This window comes from Ruegeria sp. ANG-R (assembly GCF_000813985.1).
GTDB lineage: Bacteria > Pseudomonadota > Alphaproteobacteria > Rhodobacterales > Rhodobacteraceae > Ruegeria.
The window spans coordinates 235,444-253,363 of record NZ_JWLJ01000001.1 but is presented as its reverse complement, the minus strand read 5'-3'; the positions used below and the strand labels follow the sequence as shown (position 1 = coordinate 253,363).

Annotated in this window: 13 protein-coding genes and 1 pseudogene; 7 read left to right on the top strand and 7 right to left on the bottom strand. The window is 59.0% G+C overall.

The window, feature by feature from the left end:
• Positions 1 to 6: 6 nt before the first annotated feature.
• The 3 genes from RA27_RS01145 to RA27_RS01135 form a co-directional block, all read right to left on the bottom strand.
• Positions 7 to 786, bottom strand: coding sequence for a gamma-glutamyl-gamma-aminobutyrate hydrolase family protein (locus RA27_RS01145; RefSeq protein WP_039536770.1), 780 nt, complete (start codon positions 784 to 786; stop codon positions 7 to 9).
• A gap of 134 nt (positions 787 to 920) precedes the next feature.
• Positions 921 to 1,346 carry a heme-binding protein gene (locus RA27_RS01140; RefSeq protein ID WP_039534171.1) on the bottom strand — a complete coding sequence of 142 codons (426 nt, stop codon included), beginning with the start codon at positions 1,344 to 1,346 and terminating at the stop codon, positions 921 to 923.
• Between the two features lie 80 nt (positions 1,347 to 1,426).
• On the bottom strand, positions 1,427 to 3,601 hold the full coding sequence (locus tag RA27_RS01135; protein ID WP_039534168.1) for a malate synthase G: 2,175 nt from the start codon (positions 3,599 to 3,601) through the stop codon (positions 1,427 to 1,429).
• A gap of 205 nt (positions 3,602 to 3,806) precedes the next feature.
• Here RA27_RS01135 and pepN point away from each other — a divergent pair, with 205 nt between their 5' ends.
• From pepN to RA27_RS01100, 7 genes are all read left to right on the top strand, one after another.
• Positions 3,807 to 6,359: an aminopeptidase N gene (pepN, locus tag RA27_RS01130; RefSeq protein WP_039534166.1), complete on the top strand. Its 2,553-nt coding sequence runs from the start codon at positions 3,807 to 3,809 to the stop codon at positions 6,357 to 6,359.
• The gene (locus tag RA27_RS01125; RefSeq protein ID WP_039534164.1) at positions 6,356 to 6,784 is read left to right on the top strand and encodes a hypothetical protein; all 429 of its coding nucleotides are present in this window, start codon (positions 6,356 to 6,358) and stop codon (positions 6,782 to 6,784) included. Before pepN ends, RA27_RS01125 begins: the two co-directional genes overlap by 4 nt.
• 126 nt (positions 6,785 to 6,910) lie before the next feature.
• Positions 6,911 to 8,170: a hypothetical protein gene (locus tag RA27_RS01120; protein WP_039534162.1), complete on the top strand. Its 1,260-nt coding sequence runs from the start codon at positions 6,911 to 6,913 to the stop codon at positions 8,168 to 8,170.
• A 77-nt stretch (positions 8,171 to 8,247) separates the two neighbouring features.
• Positions 8,248 to 9,759: an Asp-tRNA(Asn)/Glu-tRNA(Gln) amidotransferase subunit GatB gene (gatB, locus tag RA27_RS01115; RefSeq protein WP_039534159.1), complete on the top strand. Its 1,512-nt coding sequence runs from the start codon at positions 8,248 to 8,250 to the stop codon at positions 9,757 to 9,759.
• Positions 9,760 to 9,911: 152 nt separating this feature from the next.
• Positions 9,912 to 11,150, top strand: a complete 1,239-nt coding sequence (gene pepT / locus RA27_RS01110; protein WP_039534155.1) for a peptidase T — start codon at positions 9,912 to 9,914, stop codon at positions 11,148 to 11,150.
• Positions 11,151 to 11,261: 111 nt separating this feature from the next.
• Positions 11,262 to 11,702 carry a DUF4177 domain-containing protein gene (locus RA27_RS01105; RefSeq protein WP_039534153.1) on the top strand — a complete coding sequence of 147 codons (441 nt, stop codon included), beginning with the start codon at positions 11,262 to 11,264 and terminating at the stop codon, positions 11,700 to 11,702.
• 592 nt (positions 11,703 to 12,294) lie between these two features.
• Positions 12,295 to 13,170, top strand: coding sequence for a hypothetical protein (locus RA27_RS01100; RefSeq protein ID WP_039534151.1), 876 nt, complete (start codon positions 12,295 to 12,297; stop codon positions 13,168 to 13,170).
• Positions 13,171 to 13,180: 10 nt separating this feature from the next.
• On the opposite strand, the pseudogene RA27_RS23455 reads toward RA27_RS01100, so the two are convergent.
• The 4 genes and pseudogenes from RA27_RS23455 to RA27_RS01085 all read right to left on the bottom strand — a co-directional run.
• Positions 13,181 to 13,276, bottom strand: a pseudogene (locus RA27_RS23455) (GapR family DNA-binding domain-containing protein); the annotation flags it as partial.
• A 441-nt stretch (positions 13,277 to 13,717) separates the two neighbouring features.
• Positions 13,718 to 15,499, bottom strand: a complete 1,782-nt coding sequence (locus RA27_RS01095) for a thiamine pyrophosphate-binding protein (protein ID WP_039534148.1) — start codon at positions 15,497 to 15,499, stop codon at positions 13,718 to 13,720.
• Positions 15,499 to 16,908, bottom strand: coding sequence for an aldehyde dehydrogenase family protein (locus tag RA27_RS01090; RefSeq protein WP_039534147.1), 1,410 nt, complete (start codon positions 16,906 to 16,908; stop codon positions 15,499 to 15,501). The genes RA27_RS01095 and RA27_RS01090 overlap by 1 nt, the downstream gene beginning before the upstream one ends.
• Positions 16,889 to 17,803 carry a sugar phosphate isomerase/epimerase gene (locus RA27_RS01085; protein WP_039536769.1) on the bottom strand — a complete coding sequence of 305 codons (915 nt, stop codon included), beginning with the start codon at positions 17,801 to 17,803 and terminating at the stop codon, positions 16,889 to 16,891. Before RA27_RS01085 ends, RA27_RS01090 begins: the two co-directional genes overlap by 20 nt.
• Positions 17,804 to 17,920: the final 117 nt, after the last annotated feature.

Genomic DNA, 17,920 nt, shown 5'->3' with positions numbered 1-17,920 from the left:
CCACTTTCAGGCGGTGCGTTGCAAATGCGCCGCCCTGCTGCCTTCGGCCCAGGCATACACAGCACGCCCGAACGCCTCGAACAATGGGCGCGACACCGGATCATTCGCCGCATCCCACTCAGGATGCCACTGAACAGACAGGGTAAAGCCAGGCGCATCCTTGACGTAAATCGCTTCGGGCGTGCCATCGGGGGCGTGGCCGTCAATCACCACATTCTCACCCAGCGATTTGATCCCCTGCCCGTGCAAAGTGTTAGTCATCACCTCGCGGGCTCCCAACATGCGGTGAAACACACCGCCTTCGGTCAGCGTCACGACATGGCGCAAGGCGAATTTCTCTTCCAAGGTACCATCGGGCGGCATCCGGTGATTCTGACGCCCTGGCAGGTCGCGAATTTCAGGATAGAGGGTTCCGCCCAAAGCGACGTTTACTTCCTGAAAGCCCCGGCAAATCCCAAAGAACGGCTGCCCCCGCTCGGCGCAAGCCCGGACCAGAGGCAAAGTGATCGCATCCCGCGCGCGATCGAACTCACCATGCGCCGCCGTTGCCGGTTCGCCATACTCCTCGGGATGCACGTTAGGACGGCCCCCGGTCAGCAGAAAACCGTCACAAACTTCGAGCAGCTCGTCGACCGAAACATAGCGCGGATCGGCGGGGATCAGCAGCGGCAAACAATCCGACACGTTCGACACCGCGTCAGAATTCATCGTCCCGCCCGCATGGGTCGGGTATTGGTCATTCATCAGGTAGGAGTTGCCGATTATTCCGACGACGGGGCGCGCCATTCCATGTCCCTTGTTTCGCTCGTATCCCGCAAAACCTATCGGCAGCCATGGCCGCGCGCAACGGCACAGACCCTGCATGGCAGCGCAAGCGCTTGTTCAGCGGTGCACAGCCCCAGCGAATCCCAACGTCAGGTTCAGATCTCACCCACCAGCCCTGCGGCCTCGATCCCCGCCAGCGCGGCCTGCGCATCATTGTCGGACGTATCGCCGGTCACACCGACCGCTCCGATCACCGCACCCTTGCGGTCACGCAACAGTACACCGCCCGGAACGGGAATGACCTGACCGCCGTAAACCCCGTTTACCGCAGCCATGAAATAAGCCTGCCCCTCAGCCCGCTGCATCTGAGCGGTGCCCGCCATGCCCAACATCACCGACCCGTAGGCTTTGCCATGCGCAATGGCGAACCGTCCCGGCGCAGCGCCATCTTCACGCTCGAACGCAATCACATGGCCACCGGCATCCAACACCACGACCGAGAGGGGCTTCAGCTCCATCTCGCGTCCTTTTTCCAAAGCCTTACGAATAATAGTACGCGCTTTGCGCAAAGAAATAACCATGCCCGATCCCTTTCATCTGGCCCCAAATATCCTCGGGGAGCGCGAGGGGGCAGACAGCCCCCTCGTTCCTGCCGCTGTCGTTAGCGCAAGCTCGCCTTCAGTTCCAGCCTGCGGGCGTGCAGCACCGGTTCGGTATAACCCGAAGGCTGCACACGCCCCCGGAAGACCAGATCGCAAGCTGCCTGAAAGGCAATTCCGTCAAAACCCGGAGCCATCGGCTTATAGTCCGCATCACCCTTGTTCTGACGATCCACCACAGCGGCCATCTTCTTTAATGCCGCCATCACCTGTTCCTGACTGATCAGATCATGATGCAACCAGTTGGCAAGCGCCTGAGATGAAATCCGACAGGTCGCGCGGTCCTCCATCAGACCGATATCGTTGATATCGGGCACCTTCGAGCAACCAACCCCCTGATCGACCCAGCGCACCACATAACCCAGAATGCCCTGCGCGTTGTTCTCGATCTCGCGGGCGATCTCGTCCGCGCTGAGGTTACGTCCACCCAGCAAAGGGACAGTCAGCAGGTCATCCAGCGTGCCACGAGCCCCGCCAGCGGCCAGTTCGTTCTGACGCGCCAGCACATCGACCTTGTGATAATGCGTCGCGTGCAGGGTTGCGGCGGTGGGTGACGGCACCCAGGCGCAGGTCGCACCGGATTGCGGGTGGCCGATCTTGGCCGCCAGCATGTCCGCCATCCGATCGGGCATGGCCCACATGCCCTTACCGATCTGCGCCTTGCCCTTCAGGCCACAGGCCAAGCCGATATCGACGTTACGATCCTCGTAAGACGCGATCCAAGGCGTGTCCTTGATATCGCCCTTGGGCAGCATCGGACCGGCCTCCATCGAGGTATGAATCTCATCCCCCGTCCGATCCAGGAACCCGGTGTTGATGAAGGCCACGCGCGACTTCGCCGCGCGGATGCACTCCTTGAGGTTGGCCGAGGTGCGGCGTTCCTCATCCATGATGCCCAGCTTCACGGTGTTACGCGGCAGGCCCAGAATGTCTTCAACCATGTCGAAAATCTCGACCGAGAACGCAACCTCTTCGGGCCCGTGCATCTTGGGCTTGACCACATAGACCGACCCTTTGACCGAGTTCCCGCCCTCGCGGTTCAGGTCATGCATGGCGATCAGAGTGGTGCAGAGCGCGTCCATCAACCCCTCACCAATCTCGCGGCCCTCGGCATCCAATACGGCGGGGTTGGTCATCAGGTGGCCCACGTTGCGCACCAACATCAGCGACCGGCCTTTCAGCACGGCTTGATCGCCGCTGGCAGTGGTGTAGCTCACATCACCCGCCAATTTTCGGGTGAAGGTGTTGCCGCCCTTGGTGACCTCTTCGGTCAAGTCACCTTTCATCAAGCCCAGCCAGTTTCCGTAGGCCACAACCTTGTCCTCGGCATCGACACAAGCCACTGAGTCTTCGCAGTCCATGATCGTCGACAGGGCGGATTCCAATCGAATATCCGCGATGCCCGCAGGGTCAGACGCACCAATGATACTGGACGGGTCGATCACTATTTCAGCGTGGAGGCCATTCTTCTCTAACAAGATTGAAGACGGCGAATCCGGATCGCCTTTATAGCCTACAAAGCGCCCCACCCCATGCATTTGCGATCCATATATGTACGCTCTTTCATCATCGTCCATTGTGACGACCAGGTCCCCCTCCTCGACGGAAAAACCTACAACACTTGACCAATCGTCAATCGCTGGCGTGCAGAAGAAGCCAAGATGGTGTTTGGCCCACGCAATCACTCTTGCGCCACGTTCTGCGTTATAGCCTTTGCCAGCGGGCAGACCACCCATTGCATCGGTGCCATAAAGCGCATCGTAAAGGCTGCCCCAACGCGCGTTCGCCGCATTCAACGCAAAGCGTGCATTGGTGATCGGAACAACCAGCTGCGGGCCCGGGGTCAGGGCGATTTCAGGGTCGACATTGGTGGTCTCGATCTCGAAATCGTCACCCTCCTCCACCAGATAGCCAATCTCGCGCAGGAAGGATCGATATTCGCCCGCGTCGATGGGCAAACCCCGCCGCGCCGCGTGCCAGCCATCGATCCGGCTTTGGATATCGGCGCGTTTTGCCAGCAGCGCGCGATTCTTGGGGCCCAGTTCATTCGCCAGACGCGCCAGACCCGACCAGAACTGATCTGCGGAAACCTCCGTACCGGGCAGCGCCTGCTGTTCAATGAAGTCCACCAGAACCGGGTCGATCTGCAGCCCGTTGCGGGTCTCTCTGCTGCTCATGGTCCGAATCCCCTACGATTGTGTGCCATTGTATGCCTTCATCAATTACGGCCTTCGTTTCCGATAGGCAACTTGTGCCCGTACGTTCAGCGCGTTCGGCCTTGCGCGAAACTGTTTCAAACAGGCGAAGACAATGGCGCGCCGGTTGCAGCCACGCGGTGAAGGCCATAACGTCGCGCCAGATTCCCAGTCGATGAGGCCCCCGATGCGCGATGCCGCCCCCACCACGATCTACCTGAAAGACTACACGCCGTTCGGCTATCTGGCAGACAGCGTGCATCTGACATTCGATCTGGCTCCGCACGCCACGCGCGTGACCTCTCGCATTGCGTTTCGCCCGAACCCCGAAACCTCCGACCGCACCTTCTTCCTGCATGGTGAAGACCTGAAACTGATCCGCGCCGCAATCGACGGCACTGAGGTCACGCCCGAAGTGACCCCCGAGGGTCTTACCGCGAAAGCCCCTGATGGGCCCTTCATTTGGGAGGCCGAAGTCGAAATCGATCCGGGCAACAACACCGCGCTGGAAGGCCTCTACATGTCGAACGGCATGTATTGCACCCAGTGCGAGGCTGAAGGCTTTCGCAAGATTACCTACTATCCCGACCGCCCGGATGTAATGTCCACCTTTACGGTGCGCATCAACGGAGACCTGCCGGTGCTGCTGTCCAACGGCAACCCCTCGGGCAAGGGTGAAGGCTGGGCAGAATGGATCGACCCATGGCCCAAACCTGCTTACCTGTTCGCGCTGGTCGCCGGAGAGCTGACCGCCCATCCCGGCCAGTTCACCACCAAGTCGGGCCGCGATGTCGAGTTGAACCTCTGGGTCCGTCCCGGTGACGAAGGCAAATGCGCCTTCGGGATGGAGGCGCTGAAAAAGTCGATGAAATGGGATGAGGACGTCTATGGCCGTGAATACGATCTGGATGTGTTCAACATCGTCGCCGTGGACGATTTCAACATGGGCGCGATGGAAAACAAGGGGCTGAATATCTTCAACTCCTCGGCCGTTCTGGCCAGCCCGGAGACCTCGACCGATATGAACTTCGAACGGATCGAGGCGATCATCGCGCATGAGTATTTCCACAACTGGACCGGCAACCGCATCACCTGCCGGGACTGGTTCCAACTGTGCCTGAAAGAGGGGCTGACGGTGTTTCGCGACGCGCAGTTCACCTCGGACATGCGCTCGGCCCCGGTGAAACGTATCCACGACGCCATCGACCTGCGCGCACGCCAATTCCACGAAGATAACGGGCCGCTCTCGCATCCGGTTCGGCCCGAAAGCTTTCAGGAAATCAACAACTTCTACACTGCGACAGTCTATGAGAAAGGCGCCGAGGTCATCGGGATGCTGAAACGGCTGGTCGGAGATGACGCCTATGCCAGGGCGCTGGACCTCTATTTCGACCGCCATGACGGACAGGCCTGCACAATCGAAGATTGGTTGAAAGTGTTCGAGGACACCACCGGGCGCGATCTGAGCCAATTCAAACGCTGGTACAGTCAATCTGGCACCCCACGCGTGTCAGTCGCCGAGGACTGGGCCGATGGGACCTACACGCTGACACTCAGCCAACGGACCGAGCCGACGCCGGGCCAGGAAGACAAGCAGCCTCAGGTCATTCCAGTTGCCGTCGGCCTGCTTGGTCCGAATGGCGATGAGGTGCGTTCGACTGAGGTACTGGAACTGACCGAAGCCGAGCAGAGTTTTACCTTCACGGGTCTCGCCGCAAAACCCGTGCCTTCGATCCTGCGCGATTTCTCGGCCCCGGTGATCCTTGAGCACGATCACACGAATGCCGAACGCGCGTTCCTGCTGGCCCACGACACCGACCCGTTCAACCGCTGGCAGGCGGGGCGGTCGCTGGCCGAGGACACCCTGCTGCGCATGATCACGGAGGAGGCAACGCCGAATGCCGACTATCTTGACGGTTTGCTGGCGGTGCTGCGTGATGAGGCGTTGGACCCGGCCTATCGTGCACTGATGCTGGGCCTGCCGACGCAATCGGAACTGGCCACAGCGCTGCATGACAAGGACATCACCCCCGACCCGATGGCGATCTGGCGCGCCGTCGAAACCTTGCGGCAAGCCACCGCCCAACACGTTCAGGACCTGCTGCCCCGACTTCACAGCGAAACGCTGGTGGACGCGCCTTACAAGCCGGACGCCGAGCAATCAGGCAAACGCGCCTTGGGCGGCGCGGCGCTTGCGCTGACATCGCGACTGGATGGAGGCGCCAAGGCCGCCGAGCAATATGCGGATGCTGACAACATGACTCTGCAATTGGCGGCGCTGTCCTGCCTGCTACGCGCGGGCAAAGGCGAAGGTGAACTGGCTGCTTTCTATGGTCAATGGCAGCATGACCGGCTGGTCATGGACAAATGGTTCGCACTGCAGGTCCTGATGACTGGACCGGAAGAATCGGTTGCGACCGCGCGCAGGTTGACCGAGCACGCTGATTTCAATTGGAAAAACCCCAACCGCTTCCGTGCGCTGATGGGATCTCTGGCAGGAAATCATGCAGGCTTTCATCAAGCGGACGGCGCGGGTTATGCGCTGTTGGCCGACTGGCTGATCCGGCTTGATCCGGTGAACCCGCAGACCACCGCCCGGATGTGCAGCGCCTTCCAGACCTGGAAACGCTATGATGCGGATCGTCAGGCCCTGATGCGTGCGCAACTGAGCCGCATCGCGGAGACACCGGATCTGTCACGGGACACGACCGAAATGGTCTCGCGTATCCTCGGCGCATGACCCCGTACCGCTTCATCCGGCAGAACCGAAACCCGCGTACGGTTCTTATTCTGATCTGCGTGTATGCAGTTCTGATCGGGTTGATGATCCTGCTGGATGCGGTCTGGTGGCTGATCGCCGCGCTGGCGCTGACCACCCTCCCCGCGCTGTGGGATGTCGTCAAAGATACCAGCGCAGGCATGGAACTGACCGATGGCACCCTGCATTGGCACACGGGCCAACGTCGGGGAAACGTCAAATTGTCCGAGGTCGACCGTTTCCGTTTCGATACGCGATGGGATTTCTCGGTCCGCGTCACGGCAACGCTGAAATCCGGTAAACGCCTGCGTTTGCCGGATGAATCACTGCCCCCGCATCGGCAGTTGGAGGCGGTCCTGCACCAAGCAGGATTCGCTGTTGAGCGTCATCATTTTAGAGTTTTCTGAAACGATTCATGGCTTAATGGACGCATTGGCACCAGAATCACGACCTCTACGTGATGTGCACTTGATTTGAGGGCAGTTTTTGGCAAACTGAACAGGTTACACGTTTGTTCCAGTTCGAGTTTCGCCATGTTTCGGTCTTACAAGGCTTTTGCCGCCCGTATTTTCGGTTCTTCTGATCCCACCCCAACGCCTCTGCCTGCGTCAGTCGCCGATGCCACGGCATGGCTTGTCGCGTCGGGACAACTGAACATCCCCACCGCCGAAACGGATGCGAACGATGCGATTGGGCATCAGGTGATTGAACACGGGCGTCACTTGGTGCGGCAAGACATGTGGGCCGAACTTTCGCAAGAGATGCGTGCCGCAGATACCGAGCGCAAAACCACACCCTGCGGGCAACCGATCACGGACCTGTTGGCCTTTGGTGCCCGTTCGGATGTGGTGTTGGCTGCGGAACATGCACTGTCGAACGGCAGGGCATTGTCGGATTATGATCTGCTGGGTGGCGTTTCCGAACTGGAAGGTGAAATTCAAAACCATCCCGACGACCCGATGATCGCCCTGGTGGTGGCTCTGGCCCATATCGATCTGGCCTGGGCCTGGCGCGGAACGGCGCATCCCGACGCGCTGCCACCGCTGCACCAGTCCCGCTGCGCCGCGCATTTCGACCGCGCCGCCGCTCTACTCTCGGTCAGCCGGTCGGAGATGCCGAACAGCCCCGCGATCGCCGCTGCGGATTGCGCTCTGCTGGCCGGTCACGTCAGCCCCCGAACCCGTGTTGCGGATAAGTACGAGGCTTTGATCACCCTGGACCCCCAGAACCACCGCCACATGCGCGCGATGGGCAGCCACCTGTTACCGCGCTGGTTCGGCAGCTATGAGGAACTTGAGGTCCAGGCCCTGCGCAATGCCGCACGTACGCAGACAATCTGGGGTGCGGGCGGATACACCTGGGTACAGTTCGACGCAATTGCCCTGGACGACGAAGCCTGCGCACGCGTGGATGTCGAGTATTTTCTGGAAGGTCTGCGCGACATTGTTGCGCGTCGTCCCGATCAGCAGACGATCAATCTGTTGGCCGCCTATTGCTCTGTCACGCTGCAGAACCCGATGGGCCAGCACCCGGGTGCCGATACCGCGCGCAAGCAGATTTGCGCGGCTGCAAACTGGCTGATCCGAGACCACCTGACCGAGCTGCACCCACTGATCTGGGCCCATGCCGCAAACGGGTTCAACAACAGCCTTCGCGTCAACTCGGCCGAGCGGTTCGCCGCCCGGGGCCGCCGCGATGCGCTGCGCGCGATTGCCAACCAACTGCGGGATGAGCTTCGCAGTGGCCAGCGCGTGACATTCACCCCGACGGGCCTGCAATTCTCGGGGAACTAAACCGCCATTGCCCCTTGCTCCTTTGGCGCGGCGCGCCTAATACGCAGGCTTAGACTTCTGCGGAAATGAGGCGCGCCATGCTCGACCTGACATATGAAATGCCCAAACCCAAAACCATTGCCGGGGCCAAGCACGATTGGGAGCTGGTGATCGGGATGGAGGTGCACGCTCAGGTCTCATCCAATGCCAAGCTGTTCTCGGGCGCGTCGACCCAATTCGGGGCCGAGCCGAATTCGAACGTGGCGTTTGTGGACGCCGCGATGCCGGGGATGCTGCCGGTGATCAACGAGTATTGCGTTGAACAGGCCGTGCGCACCGGGCTGGGTCTGAAAGCGGATATCAACCTGAAATCGGCCTTTGACCGCAAGAATTATTTCTACCCTGATCTGCCGCAGGGCTACCAAATTTCCCAGCTTTATCAGCCTATTGTGGGCGAAGGTGAAGTGTTGGTCGAGATGGGTGACGGCACCGCGCGTATGGTGCGGATCGAACGCATCCATATGGAACAGGACGCGGGCAAATCGATCCACGACATGGACCCGCATATGTCCTTTGTCGACCTGAACCGGACCGGTGTCTGCCTGATGGAAATCGTCAGCCGCCCCGACATTCGTGGCCCCGAAGAGGCTGCCGCCTATATCGCCAAGCTGCGCCAGATCATGCGTTACTTGGGCACCTGCGATGGCAACATGCAGAACGGCAACCTGCGGGCGGACGTGAACGTCTCGATCTGTTTGCCGGGTGCTTATGAGAAGTATCAGGAAACACAGGACTTTTCGCATCTGGGCACGCGCTGCGAAATCAAGAACATGAACTCGATGCGCTTCATTCAGCAAGCGATCGAGGTCGAAGCACGTCGTCAGATCGCCATCGTCGAAGGTGGTGGCAAAGTCGATCAGGAAACCCGCCTGTACGATCCGGACAAGGGTGAGACACGCTCGATGCGGTCCAAGGAAGAGGCGCATGATTACCGCTATTTCCCCGATCCCGATCTGCTGCCGCTGGAGATCGAACAAGCGTGGGTCGATGACATCGCCGCCAAGCTGCCCGAGCTGCCAGACGACAAAAAGGCGCGTTTTATCAGCGAGTTCGGACTGACCGACTATGATGCTTCGGTGCTGACAGCCGAGGTGGAATCGGCTGCGTATTTTGAAGACGTCGCCAAGGGTCGCAGCGGTAAACTGGCCGCAAACTGGGTGATCAACGAACTGTTTGGCCGCCTGAAAAAAGACGATGCAGACATCACCGACTCGCCCGTTTCTCCGGCACAGTTGGGTGGGATCATCGACCTGATTGCGTCAGATGCGATCTCGGGCAAGATCGCCAAGGACCTGTTTGAAATCGTCTATACCGAAGGTGGAGATCCGGCACAGATCGTCGAAGAGCGCGGCATGAAACAGGTGACCGATACCGGCGCCATCGAGGCCGCTTTGGACGAGATCATCGCTGCCAATCCGGCGCAGGTCGAGAAGGCCAAGGTGAACCCGAAACTGGCTGGCTGGTTCGTCGGTCAGGTGATGAAGGCGACCGGCGGCAAGGCCAATCCGAAAGCCGTTAACGAATTGGTCAGCAAGAAGCTGGGTTCGTAAATCTTCCGAGTTGTACAAACCCCGGACAGGGGTTTGTTCGACTTGTACATAACGAAAACTTAATTTCAGAGCGCTCAAAACGGGCAAGCCATCGGCTTGACTCCCCGACCGAATGGGCATTCTTCTTCCCGCAACGCGGAGAGGAAGCAGACATGAAAAATCGGTTTGATCAGGAACTGGAAACCCGGCTGGTGCGCTATGCGGCCATCGACAGCCAAAGCGATGAGACCTCGCCCTCGACCCCCAGCACCAACATCCAGTTCGACATGCTGAATTTGCTGCAGAAAGAACTGACCGAGATCGGCGCGCAGGATGTGCAGATGACCGGCGACAGCGTCGTGGTGGCAACCATCCCCGGTACGGCCGACGGGCCGACCATCGGATTTCTGGCGCATGTGGACACCGCGCCTCAGTTCAATGCGACCGGGGTCAAGCCGCGGGTGATCAAAGGATATAATGGCGGCGAGATCACCTTTCCCGATGATCCCGATCTGGTGCTTTCGCCCGAAGAGCATCCCTATCTCGCCGAAAAGATCGGGCATGATCTGATCACCGCGTCGGGCACCACCCTGCTGGGGGCCGATGACAAGGCGGGTGTTTCGATCCTGATGACGATGGCGCGGCACCTGCTGGAAAACAAGGACGTGCCCCACGGCCCGATTCGCATCGCCTTTACCCCAGATGAAGAAATCGGGCGCGGCGTTACCGAACAGCTGCCCAAGGATCTGGGCGCAGATTTTGCCTATACGCTGGACGGACAGGAACTGGGTGAGATCGAATACGAAAGCTTCTCGGCGGACCGTGCGGTGATCAAGATCACCGGCGTGTCGATCCACCCCGGGTTGGCGAAGGACAAGATGGTGAACGCAGCACATCTGGCGGCGAAAATCGTGCAGACGCTGCCCCAGGCGACGATGACGCCCGAGGTCACCGACGGGCGCGAGGGGTTCATCCATGTCACCGATATGAATGGCGGCTCGTCCGAGATGGAGATCAAGCTGATCCTGCGTGATTTCGAGATGGATGCGCTGGAAGCCCAGCGCGATATTGTCCGTCAGGTCTGCGCCGCCGTACAGGCGACCGAACCGCGCGCGACCATCACCTGCGAGATTTCGCACCAGTACCGCAACATGCGCTATTGGCTGGAAAAGGACATGACGCCCGTCGATCTGGCGCGCGAGGCCTGCCGCGAACAGGGGATCGAGCCCATATCCGTCCCGATCCGGGGTGGCACCGACGGCTCGCGCCTCACCGAATTTGGCACGCCCACGCCCAATATCTTCACCGGAATGCAGTGCATACACGGCCCGCTGGAGTGGATTTCGGTGCAGGATATGGCAGTCGCGACCGAAACTTGTCTGTCGCTGGTTGGCAAAGCGGCGCGGAGCTAAAGCCACAGTGCGGGCCAAAATTCGCCCACAAATTTAACCTGGGCGTGATCTTGGCTTTCGCCCGCCTGTCAAAATGTTAATTTGCCCCGACACGGCAATCAGGACCAGTCGATGCAGCGTTACGAATACAAAGTTGTCCCCGCTCCGCAAAAAGGCACCAAGGCGAAGGGCGTGAAAACACCCGAAGGCCGGTTTGCGGCCTCGATCGAGCAACTGCTGAATCAGATGGGCCAGGAGGGGTGGGAGTATCAGCGCGCCGAACTGCTGCCGAGCGAAGAGCGCGCGGGGCTGACCGGATCGACCACGAACTGGCGCAACGTGCTGGTCTTCCGCCGCGCAGCAGGAGACGAGGCTATACCGGAGACCGAAACGCCCGAGGCCGACACCTCCCCCACCGCACGCGCGGTCCCCGGCCCGCAAGACGTACTGGCAACGCCGCCTGCCGCCCCGGCCCCGATTTCGGAAAAGCCACAAGACCCGCCGCTGTCGCTGAAGCCTTCTGACGGCGTGACAGATGGGAACGCGGACGACCCATCCGACCCAACGCGCTGATCATAGCCTTCGTCTTAGGTGTGTTTCGTTTTGCGGGTAGGCGAAAGGCAAAGGCCTCGAACAGTTTTGTTCTAGGGCAGTAACTTTGGGTGAATCTAATGAACCTCCCCAACTGGACTGATCCGCCGCGATGTTTAGAAAACAGAATGCCAAGAATGGCAAACAAGCGACCAAAGCCCAAAGAGGTTGTCTCGAAGTCGCGGCAGGTTGGGGTTCTGATGGGGCAGAGCCTGTTGCTTCTCGGTGCGATCAGGCAGCTTGGCATTATGGAACAACCTGTTGCCGCTGGTGAAAGAAATAAGCCATTGAAGGCACCATTGGTTCGATCCCAGCGACAAACCCGGAATTGACGTCGATCATTTGAAAAAACCGAAGCAGCTTCGGAAAGAGAACGAACGACTACGACAAGCAGTTTCTGATCTGACGTCGGGCAAATTGGCTCTGACGGGCGTCGCAAATCTTCGCCTCATCTTAACTTTGTACTGATTTGCCTTAGGATAACAAAAAGATCAGGCCTTATCCGAGTTTGACTGTGCCCGGGACAGGTTGTAACCCAAGCGGCACCCCCGCCCGAGGTAAGGACAATTCCCGTATGCAGATGGTCATCCAAGCCGGAGCGCATTTTACCGACGACGCTCAGCTGCTGCATCTGCTGCAAGCAAATGCGCAGATTGTAGGCGAGAATCATACGGCCTTCTGGGGCCTGCGCCCATTCAGAAAGATCTTCCGGCCCGCGCTGAAGCCTTCGGACAATCGGCCATCGCAACAAGATACTCTAGCGCAGTTTCGCAAGCTGCTTCCCAAAGATCAGCAGGTCGATCGGGCAATCCTGTCCAGTGCGCTGTATCTTGGAGAACGATCTTCGATCATCATGGACGGGCAGTTTTATCCCAACGCCGGGCAAAGGATGGCTTATCTGGATCATCTGTTCAGCGATTCGACGGTGGAACTGTTCGTAGGGCTGCGCAATCCCGGCAGTTTCATCCCCAACGTGCTGATGTTGCTGTCGGCGCGAGAGCGTGAGCGTATCATTGACACGACTGACCTGAGTTGCCTGAGCTGGCTCACCGTGATCGAAGACATCCGCGACCTCGCACCAGACGTCAAGATCACCTTATGGAGCAACGAGGATTCCCCATTGATCTGCGGACAGATCGCGCGCGCGCTAGCCGGACTGCCGGAGGACACGCCGCTTGAACAGGAATTCGCCCTCTTAACCTCGCTGGTGTCGGAGGTAGGCAAGCGGGAGATACAGAGCCTGATCGAACAACGGGACGCCGCCCACAATCCTGCATTCAGGGACAGCCTGGCGCAGATATTTCAGCAACATGCGCTGACGGACGCGATCGAAGAAGAGGTGAAGCTGCCCGGCTGGAACGAGGATATCGTTGCGGCCTTCACCGAGCTCTATGAGCAAGATCTGGCACGGCTCCAAACCATGCCAGATATTCGGTTCCTGAAACCTTAAGCAGCGGGCGCTACATGCCCAGCGCTTCCTTGTACATTTCCAGCACGGCCTCTTCTTCGGCGACGTCGTTAGTGTCACGCTTACCGAGCGCCACCACCTTGCGCATCGTGGGCTTGTGAAAATCAGATCTGGTTCAATGCCCTTGCCGCGCAGCTCAGCGAAAAAGCCTTCGATTTCAACCGTCGGGGTTGCCAATTTGCAAGTGAACACGTCGAACCAAGCGTCATATTCCCGTTCAGTCATATCGCGGGGTGCGATTGGTGCATCGAGGGCAGCTTTGACGCGCTCAGTTGTCTCTGATCCACGTATCAACTTCCCGCCATTGTTGAGACCGACACCAAGCCCAAGCCTGCGGAGATTGGCGTACCCCGGTCAAGATTACTGCAATTTAACTTCATCTCACGTGCTTCGGTGAAAGTAACTGACCAACGGAGACGTTCAGACATACAACAACGATGATTGTGCACGGCGAGCCTGTTGATATTGGCTCGAACGCGAATGAGCATTGACGCAAGAAACTGGGCGCGGCGTACCGCGTCCAGGATCGTCAGGTAGCGACGTGAGAAACGTCTCTGTCCGGCGAATATATGTCCAGGATGTTCCAATGTCCGGTCGTTGGTGTCGGATTGTTGATCATTGGCACATCAAGCACGGTTGGCTTACCGCTCGCGATTGCCGCTTCCAATGCGGGCAACAACTCGTCAGCAGCGCTGAGCCTGTGCCCTTCCGCGCCATAAGCTCGCGCAATGTCAGCGTAACCCGGTCCGTTTGCGGGAGCGGCGGCTGATCCGGGGAACGTAGTTCCGTAAGTCAGACCGTAGTGCGCTTTTTGAAGACCTGCGATGGTGCCGAAGGCGTTGTTGTTCATAACCAGCCAGATGATGCCCAGATCGAGTTCGACGGCCGTTGCCAGCATTGATGGGTTCTGACCGAAACCACCATCGCCAACCAGACTGATCACCACGCGATCTGGCGCTGCCAGTTTCGCACCGATCGCTCCTGGCGGACCAAAACCCATCGTAGCGAACCCGCCCGGGGTCAGTATTGAACCGGGGGTCAGGATATCGAATTGCTGTCCGACACCGTTCTTGTTCCACCCAACGTCCGTAGTGATGATGGCATCTTCAGGCAGTGCCTTGCGGGTATCTGCCAGAATGCGCTCGGGCATCATCGGAAAGGCTGATGAGGTTGCCATGTCCACGTTGCGCGCTTTGAAGTCCGTCCGGAAGTCAGCGATCTTCTGCTCCAGCACGGGGCGCTTGAAGCCGTCCGGATACATCTCGCGGGCGACCCGGTTGAGGACTCGTAAAGCGGCCTTGGCGTCTGCAACGACCCCGATCTCGGTGGGATAATTCCGACCGATCTCCTGCGGTTCGATGTCGATATGAATGACCCTCGAGCCAGGGATGTTGAACGTATAGCCGGGATACCAGCTGGAACAATCGGCCTCTTTAAACCGGGTTCCCACCGCAAAGATGTAGTCCGCATTCAGGCAGGACTGGTTGACCAACTCGGTGCCCCAAAACCCGGTCATTCCTAGCACAAGCGGGTGGTCATCCCGCAGGGCACCTTTGCCCATCAGTGAATGCGCAACGGGCAAGCCCATATGTTCAACGAACGCGCGCAGTTCTTCGCTGGCTTGTGCCAGAAGGATACCGCCGCCGACATAAGCGACCGGGTTTTCGGCTTGTGCCAAAGCTTCGATAATCTCACGCGCGGTCTCGTCATCCATCGACGGCTTCCTGAGCGCGCCGGTGTTGCCGCGAATACGGTCGAAACTGTCTGACGGGATCACCTCTGAGAATATATCCATCGGCACGTTGACTAACACGGGGCCTGGCTGGCCGCTTTCGGCAAGATGAAATGCCTTTTCCAAGATTTCGGCCATCAGATCGGCACGATCAACGCGCCACGCACGTTTAACAAAGGGGCGATAGATCTCCCACTGGGCGGCGTCCGCGTGCAGGTTCACCTCCTGATGCGGATGCTTGCCATAGTAATGCGTGGGAATGTCACCTGCGATCACGACCATGGGGATACAGTCCAGCGCCGCGTTGGCGACCCCGGTGGCGCAGTTTGTCAAACCTGGGGAGAGGTGAGACAAGACCACCGAGGCCTTGCCCGTCACGCGGGCATATGCATCCGCCGCGTGGCTGGCGATCTGCTCATGCCGTACGGTGACGAAATCGATGGGACTTTCCGCCAGCGCAGCCAGAACCGCGATGTTCGTGTGCCCGCACAGGCCAAATACATGCTTGACCTCGCGACGCTCGAGAAAGTCGACGATATGTTCGGCGACGGTTTTGCCTTCCAGTTTCGCTCCGTCCATCACGCGACCTCCTGTCCGTAGAACTCACCGAACAGGTCCGGTTCCGAGGGGCGATCCTCGGGGATCGGACGGCTAACCCAAGTGTAGTTCATCATGTGTTTCATGGTGACGTTTTCGTTGGTGATGTTGCCGCCCCAGATGCCACAGCCCAGGCTGCTGGTCATGGGCATGCCATTGGTCCAAGCACCCGCATTGGCCTTAGACTGAGGCTGTCGAACCATCATGCGGCTGACCGGAGCCAGACGCGCCAACCGGTCGATGTGATCGTCATTGTGGCTGTAGATACCGCAGGAATGGCCCTTGCCCCCGGTGTTGTAGATCTGGCTGACCGTTTCTAGCGCGTCATCGAACGTGTCGAAGTGGTAAAGCGCCATCAATGTGGTCAGTTTTTCCTTGGAGAACTTGTGCTGCGGCCCGATTTGCCCCTGATTTTCAACCATCAGAAACTTGCGATCCTCGGGGATGCTAAAACCGGCGACCTTGGCCGTTTGCTGCGGCGGGCACGCGATGGTCGGGAACGTGCGATTGCCCTTTTCATCCCACATGGCCGCTTCGAGCATGGCCTTCTCTTCATCCGAACACAGGTAGCCGCCCTCGGCTTGAAGTGCGTTGACCATATCGTCGTAAATCGAACGCTGGATAATGATGTTACCGTCGGCCGAACAACCCGAGCCAAAGTCGGAGGTCTTAGAGATGCGAGTGTTCTGCGCGGCGATGTCCAGATCGGCGGTCTCATCGATGACAATGGACGAATTGCCCGCGCCGACGCCATAGGCCGGACGCCCTGAACTATAGGCCGCTTTAACCATGGGCTTGCCGCCCGTCGCCAGCGTCAGGTCACAAATTTCCATGAGGTGCTGTGTCAACGGGATCGATGGTTTGCGGATAGACTGGAACAGGTCTTCGGGGGCACCGGCGGCGCGGCATGCTGCGCGCATGACCTCGACCATCTCAAAGGTGGTATGGGCGGTTCGCGGGTGCGGGCTAAAGATGACGGCATTCCTGGCGTTCGCGGCGGACACGCCGGTCACCGGTGGTGTCATCGCAGGATTGGTCATCGGGATCAGGGATGCGATGACGCCAGCAGGCTTGGCATATTTCACCAGTCCTTTTTCCTCATCCACCTCGACGATACCGATCGATGGTGTGCGCAATACATCACGCAGCACCATGTGAATCTTGAACCGCTTTGCCGGGCGTCCCGCACGATCTCCGATACCGCTTTCGTCCACGCCTTGCTGGGCCAGGCGGGTGAAGGTTTTCTCGTTCCCCGCATACCACGCGATGGCTTGAGACAGGCGATCCAGCCTGCCCTGATCCCAATCCTCGATCTCGGCCATGGCAGCGCGGGCGCGTGCCAGCATATCGGCCGCCATGTTGCGATCGTTTTCAGTGAGCTCTTTGCCCATGATAATCCTCTTGGTGTTTTGGAATTGCTGCATCGGGCATACGGCGCTGTGACCGCGCCTCGCCGAATGTTCGCTTGGCGTGGCTGAGACAGCGACGCGCGTGTTCTTCATATCCCAACTCGGCAACGCGGCTTTGGTTGGGCAGTTCAATAGAATAATCGACGGGCGGCATCCGTTCGATGATGCCTGTGAAGTCAATCCAGCCTTCGCCGGGATAGAGCCGCGCATCGCGGGCCAGTTGGATCATGCCCTCGCGCGTATCAGCTATGCCGGGCAGGCAATCAGAGATATGCAGGAAGTGAAACAGGTCCGAAGGGACGTGCAAAAGCTCCCCGAGATCCACTCGGCTGAGGTGCAGATAAAGCGTATCGACCAGAATACCGCCATTCGGCTGATCAGAGGCGCGGACAATATCCAGCGCCTCATCCAGAGTACGAAGGCGGGAAAAGCTTGGGAACTCAAGGTCCACCGTCAGTCCATAGGGTGCTGCCAGTTCGCAGGTCTCAGAATAGACGTCGATCAGGAAGTCACGATCATCGTGGGTGTTGGTCCACGCGCTCATGATCATGCGTTTGGCGCCCAGTTCTCCGCCGATCTCCAACGAGGGCTCAAAGCTGCGCGGATCGACATCTTCGGTGATGCGCGCAAGTTCGACATCAAGGACCTTCAAACCGGTAGTAGACAGAGCCGTTTTGGTCGCCTGTACCTGGGTCCTGTCGATCGGGGATTGGGTGAATTCACCGGGCACATGCATCGGAATGAACCGGGGACTGACGGCATCGTAACCGGCCCGCGCGGCGATATAGACCAGCTCGGGCGGCGTACAGCCAATCAGCGTCAGATGCGCCAAGGAATAGAGAGAGGGGCTTGCGCCAGTCTCTTCGGGTTTCACCATGAACGGCAGCTCCACGTGTCTGCGAATCTCAATTTCATCACACGTAGTAAAAAATATCTGATATTTTTTAAAATATCAACTTTTAATGCTGAGCAGGAAATGAAAGCGCCCGAGCAA

Excerpts from the sequence above, each read along its gene's own strand:
- RA27_RS01145 (WP_039536770.1), bottom strand. The coding sequence starts at position 786 with ATGGCGCGCCCCGTCGTCGGAATAATCGGCAACTCCTACCTGATGAAT.
- RA27_RS01140 (WP_039534171.1), bottom strand. The coding sequence starts at position 1,346 with ATGGTTATTTCTTTGCGCAAAGCGCGTACTATTATTCGTAAGGCTTTG.
- RA27_RS01135 (WP_039534168.1), bottom strand. The coding sequence starts at position 3,601 with ATGAGCAGCAGAGAGACCCGCAACGGGCTGCAGATCGACCCGGTTCTG.
- pepN (WP_039534166.1), top strand. The coding sequence starts at position 3,807 with ATGCGCGATGCCGCCCCCACCACGATCTACCTGAAAGACTACACGCCG.
- RA27_RS01125 (WP_039534164.1), top strand. The coding sequence starts at position 6,356 with ATGACCCCGTACCGCTTCATCCGGCAGAACCGAAACCCGCGTACGGTT.
- RA27_RS01120 (WP_039534162.1), top strand. The coding sequence starts at position 6,911 with ATGTTTCGGTCTTACAAGGCTTTTGCCGCCCGTATTTTCGGTTCTTCT.
- gatB (WP_039534159.1), top strand. The coding sequence starts at position 8,248 with ATGCTCGACCTGACATATGAAATGCCCAAACCCAAAACCATTGCCGGG.
- pepT (WP_039534155.1), top strand. The coding sequence starts at position 9,912 with ATGAAAAATCGGTTTGATCAGGAACTGGAAACCCGGCTGGTGCGCTAT.
- RA27_RS01105 (WP_039534153.1), top strand. The coding sequence starts at position 11,262 with ATGCAGCGTTACGAATACAAAGTTGTCCCCGCTCCGCAAAAAGGCACC.
- RA27_RS01100 (WP_039534151.1), top strand. The coding sequence starts at position 12,295 with ATGCAGATGGTCATCCAAGCCGGAGCGCATTTTACCGACGACGCTCAG.
- RA27_RS01095 (WP_039534148.1), bottom strand. The coding sequence starts at position 15,499 with ATGGACGGAGCGAAACTGGAAGGCAAAACCGTCGCCGAACATATCGTC.
- RA27_RS01090 (WP_039534147.1), bottom strand. The coding sequence starts at position 16,908 with ATGGGCAAAGAGCTCACTGAAAACGATCGCAACATGGCGGCCGATATG.
- RA27_RS01085 (WP_039536769.1), bottom strand. The coding sequence starts at position 17,803 with ATGGTGAAACCCGAAGAGACTGGCGCAAGCCCCTCTCTCTATTCCTTG.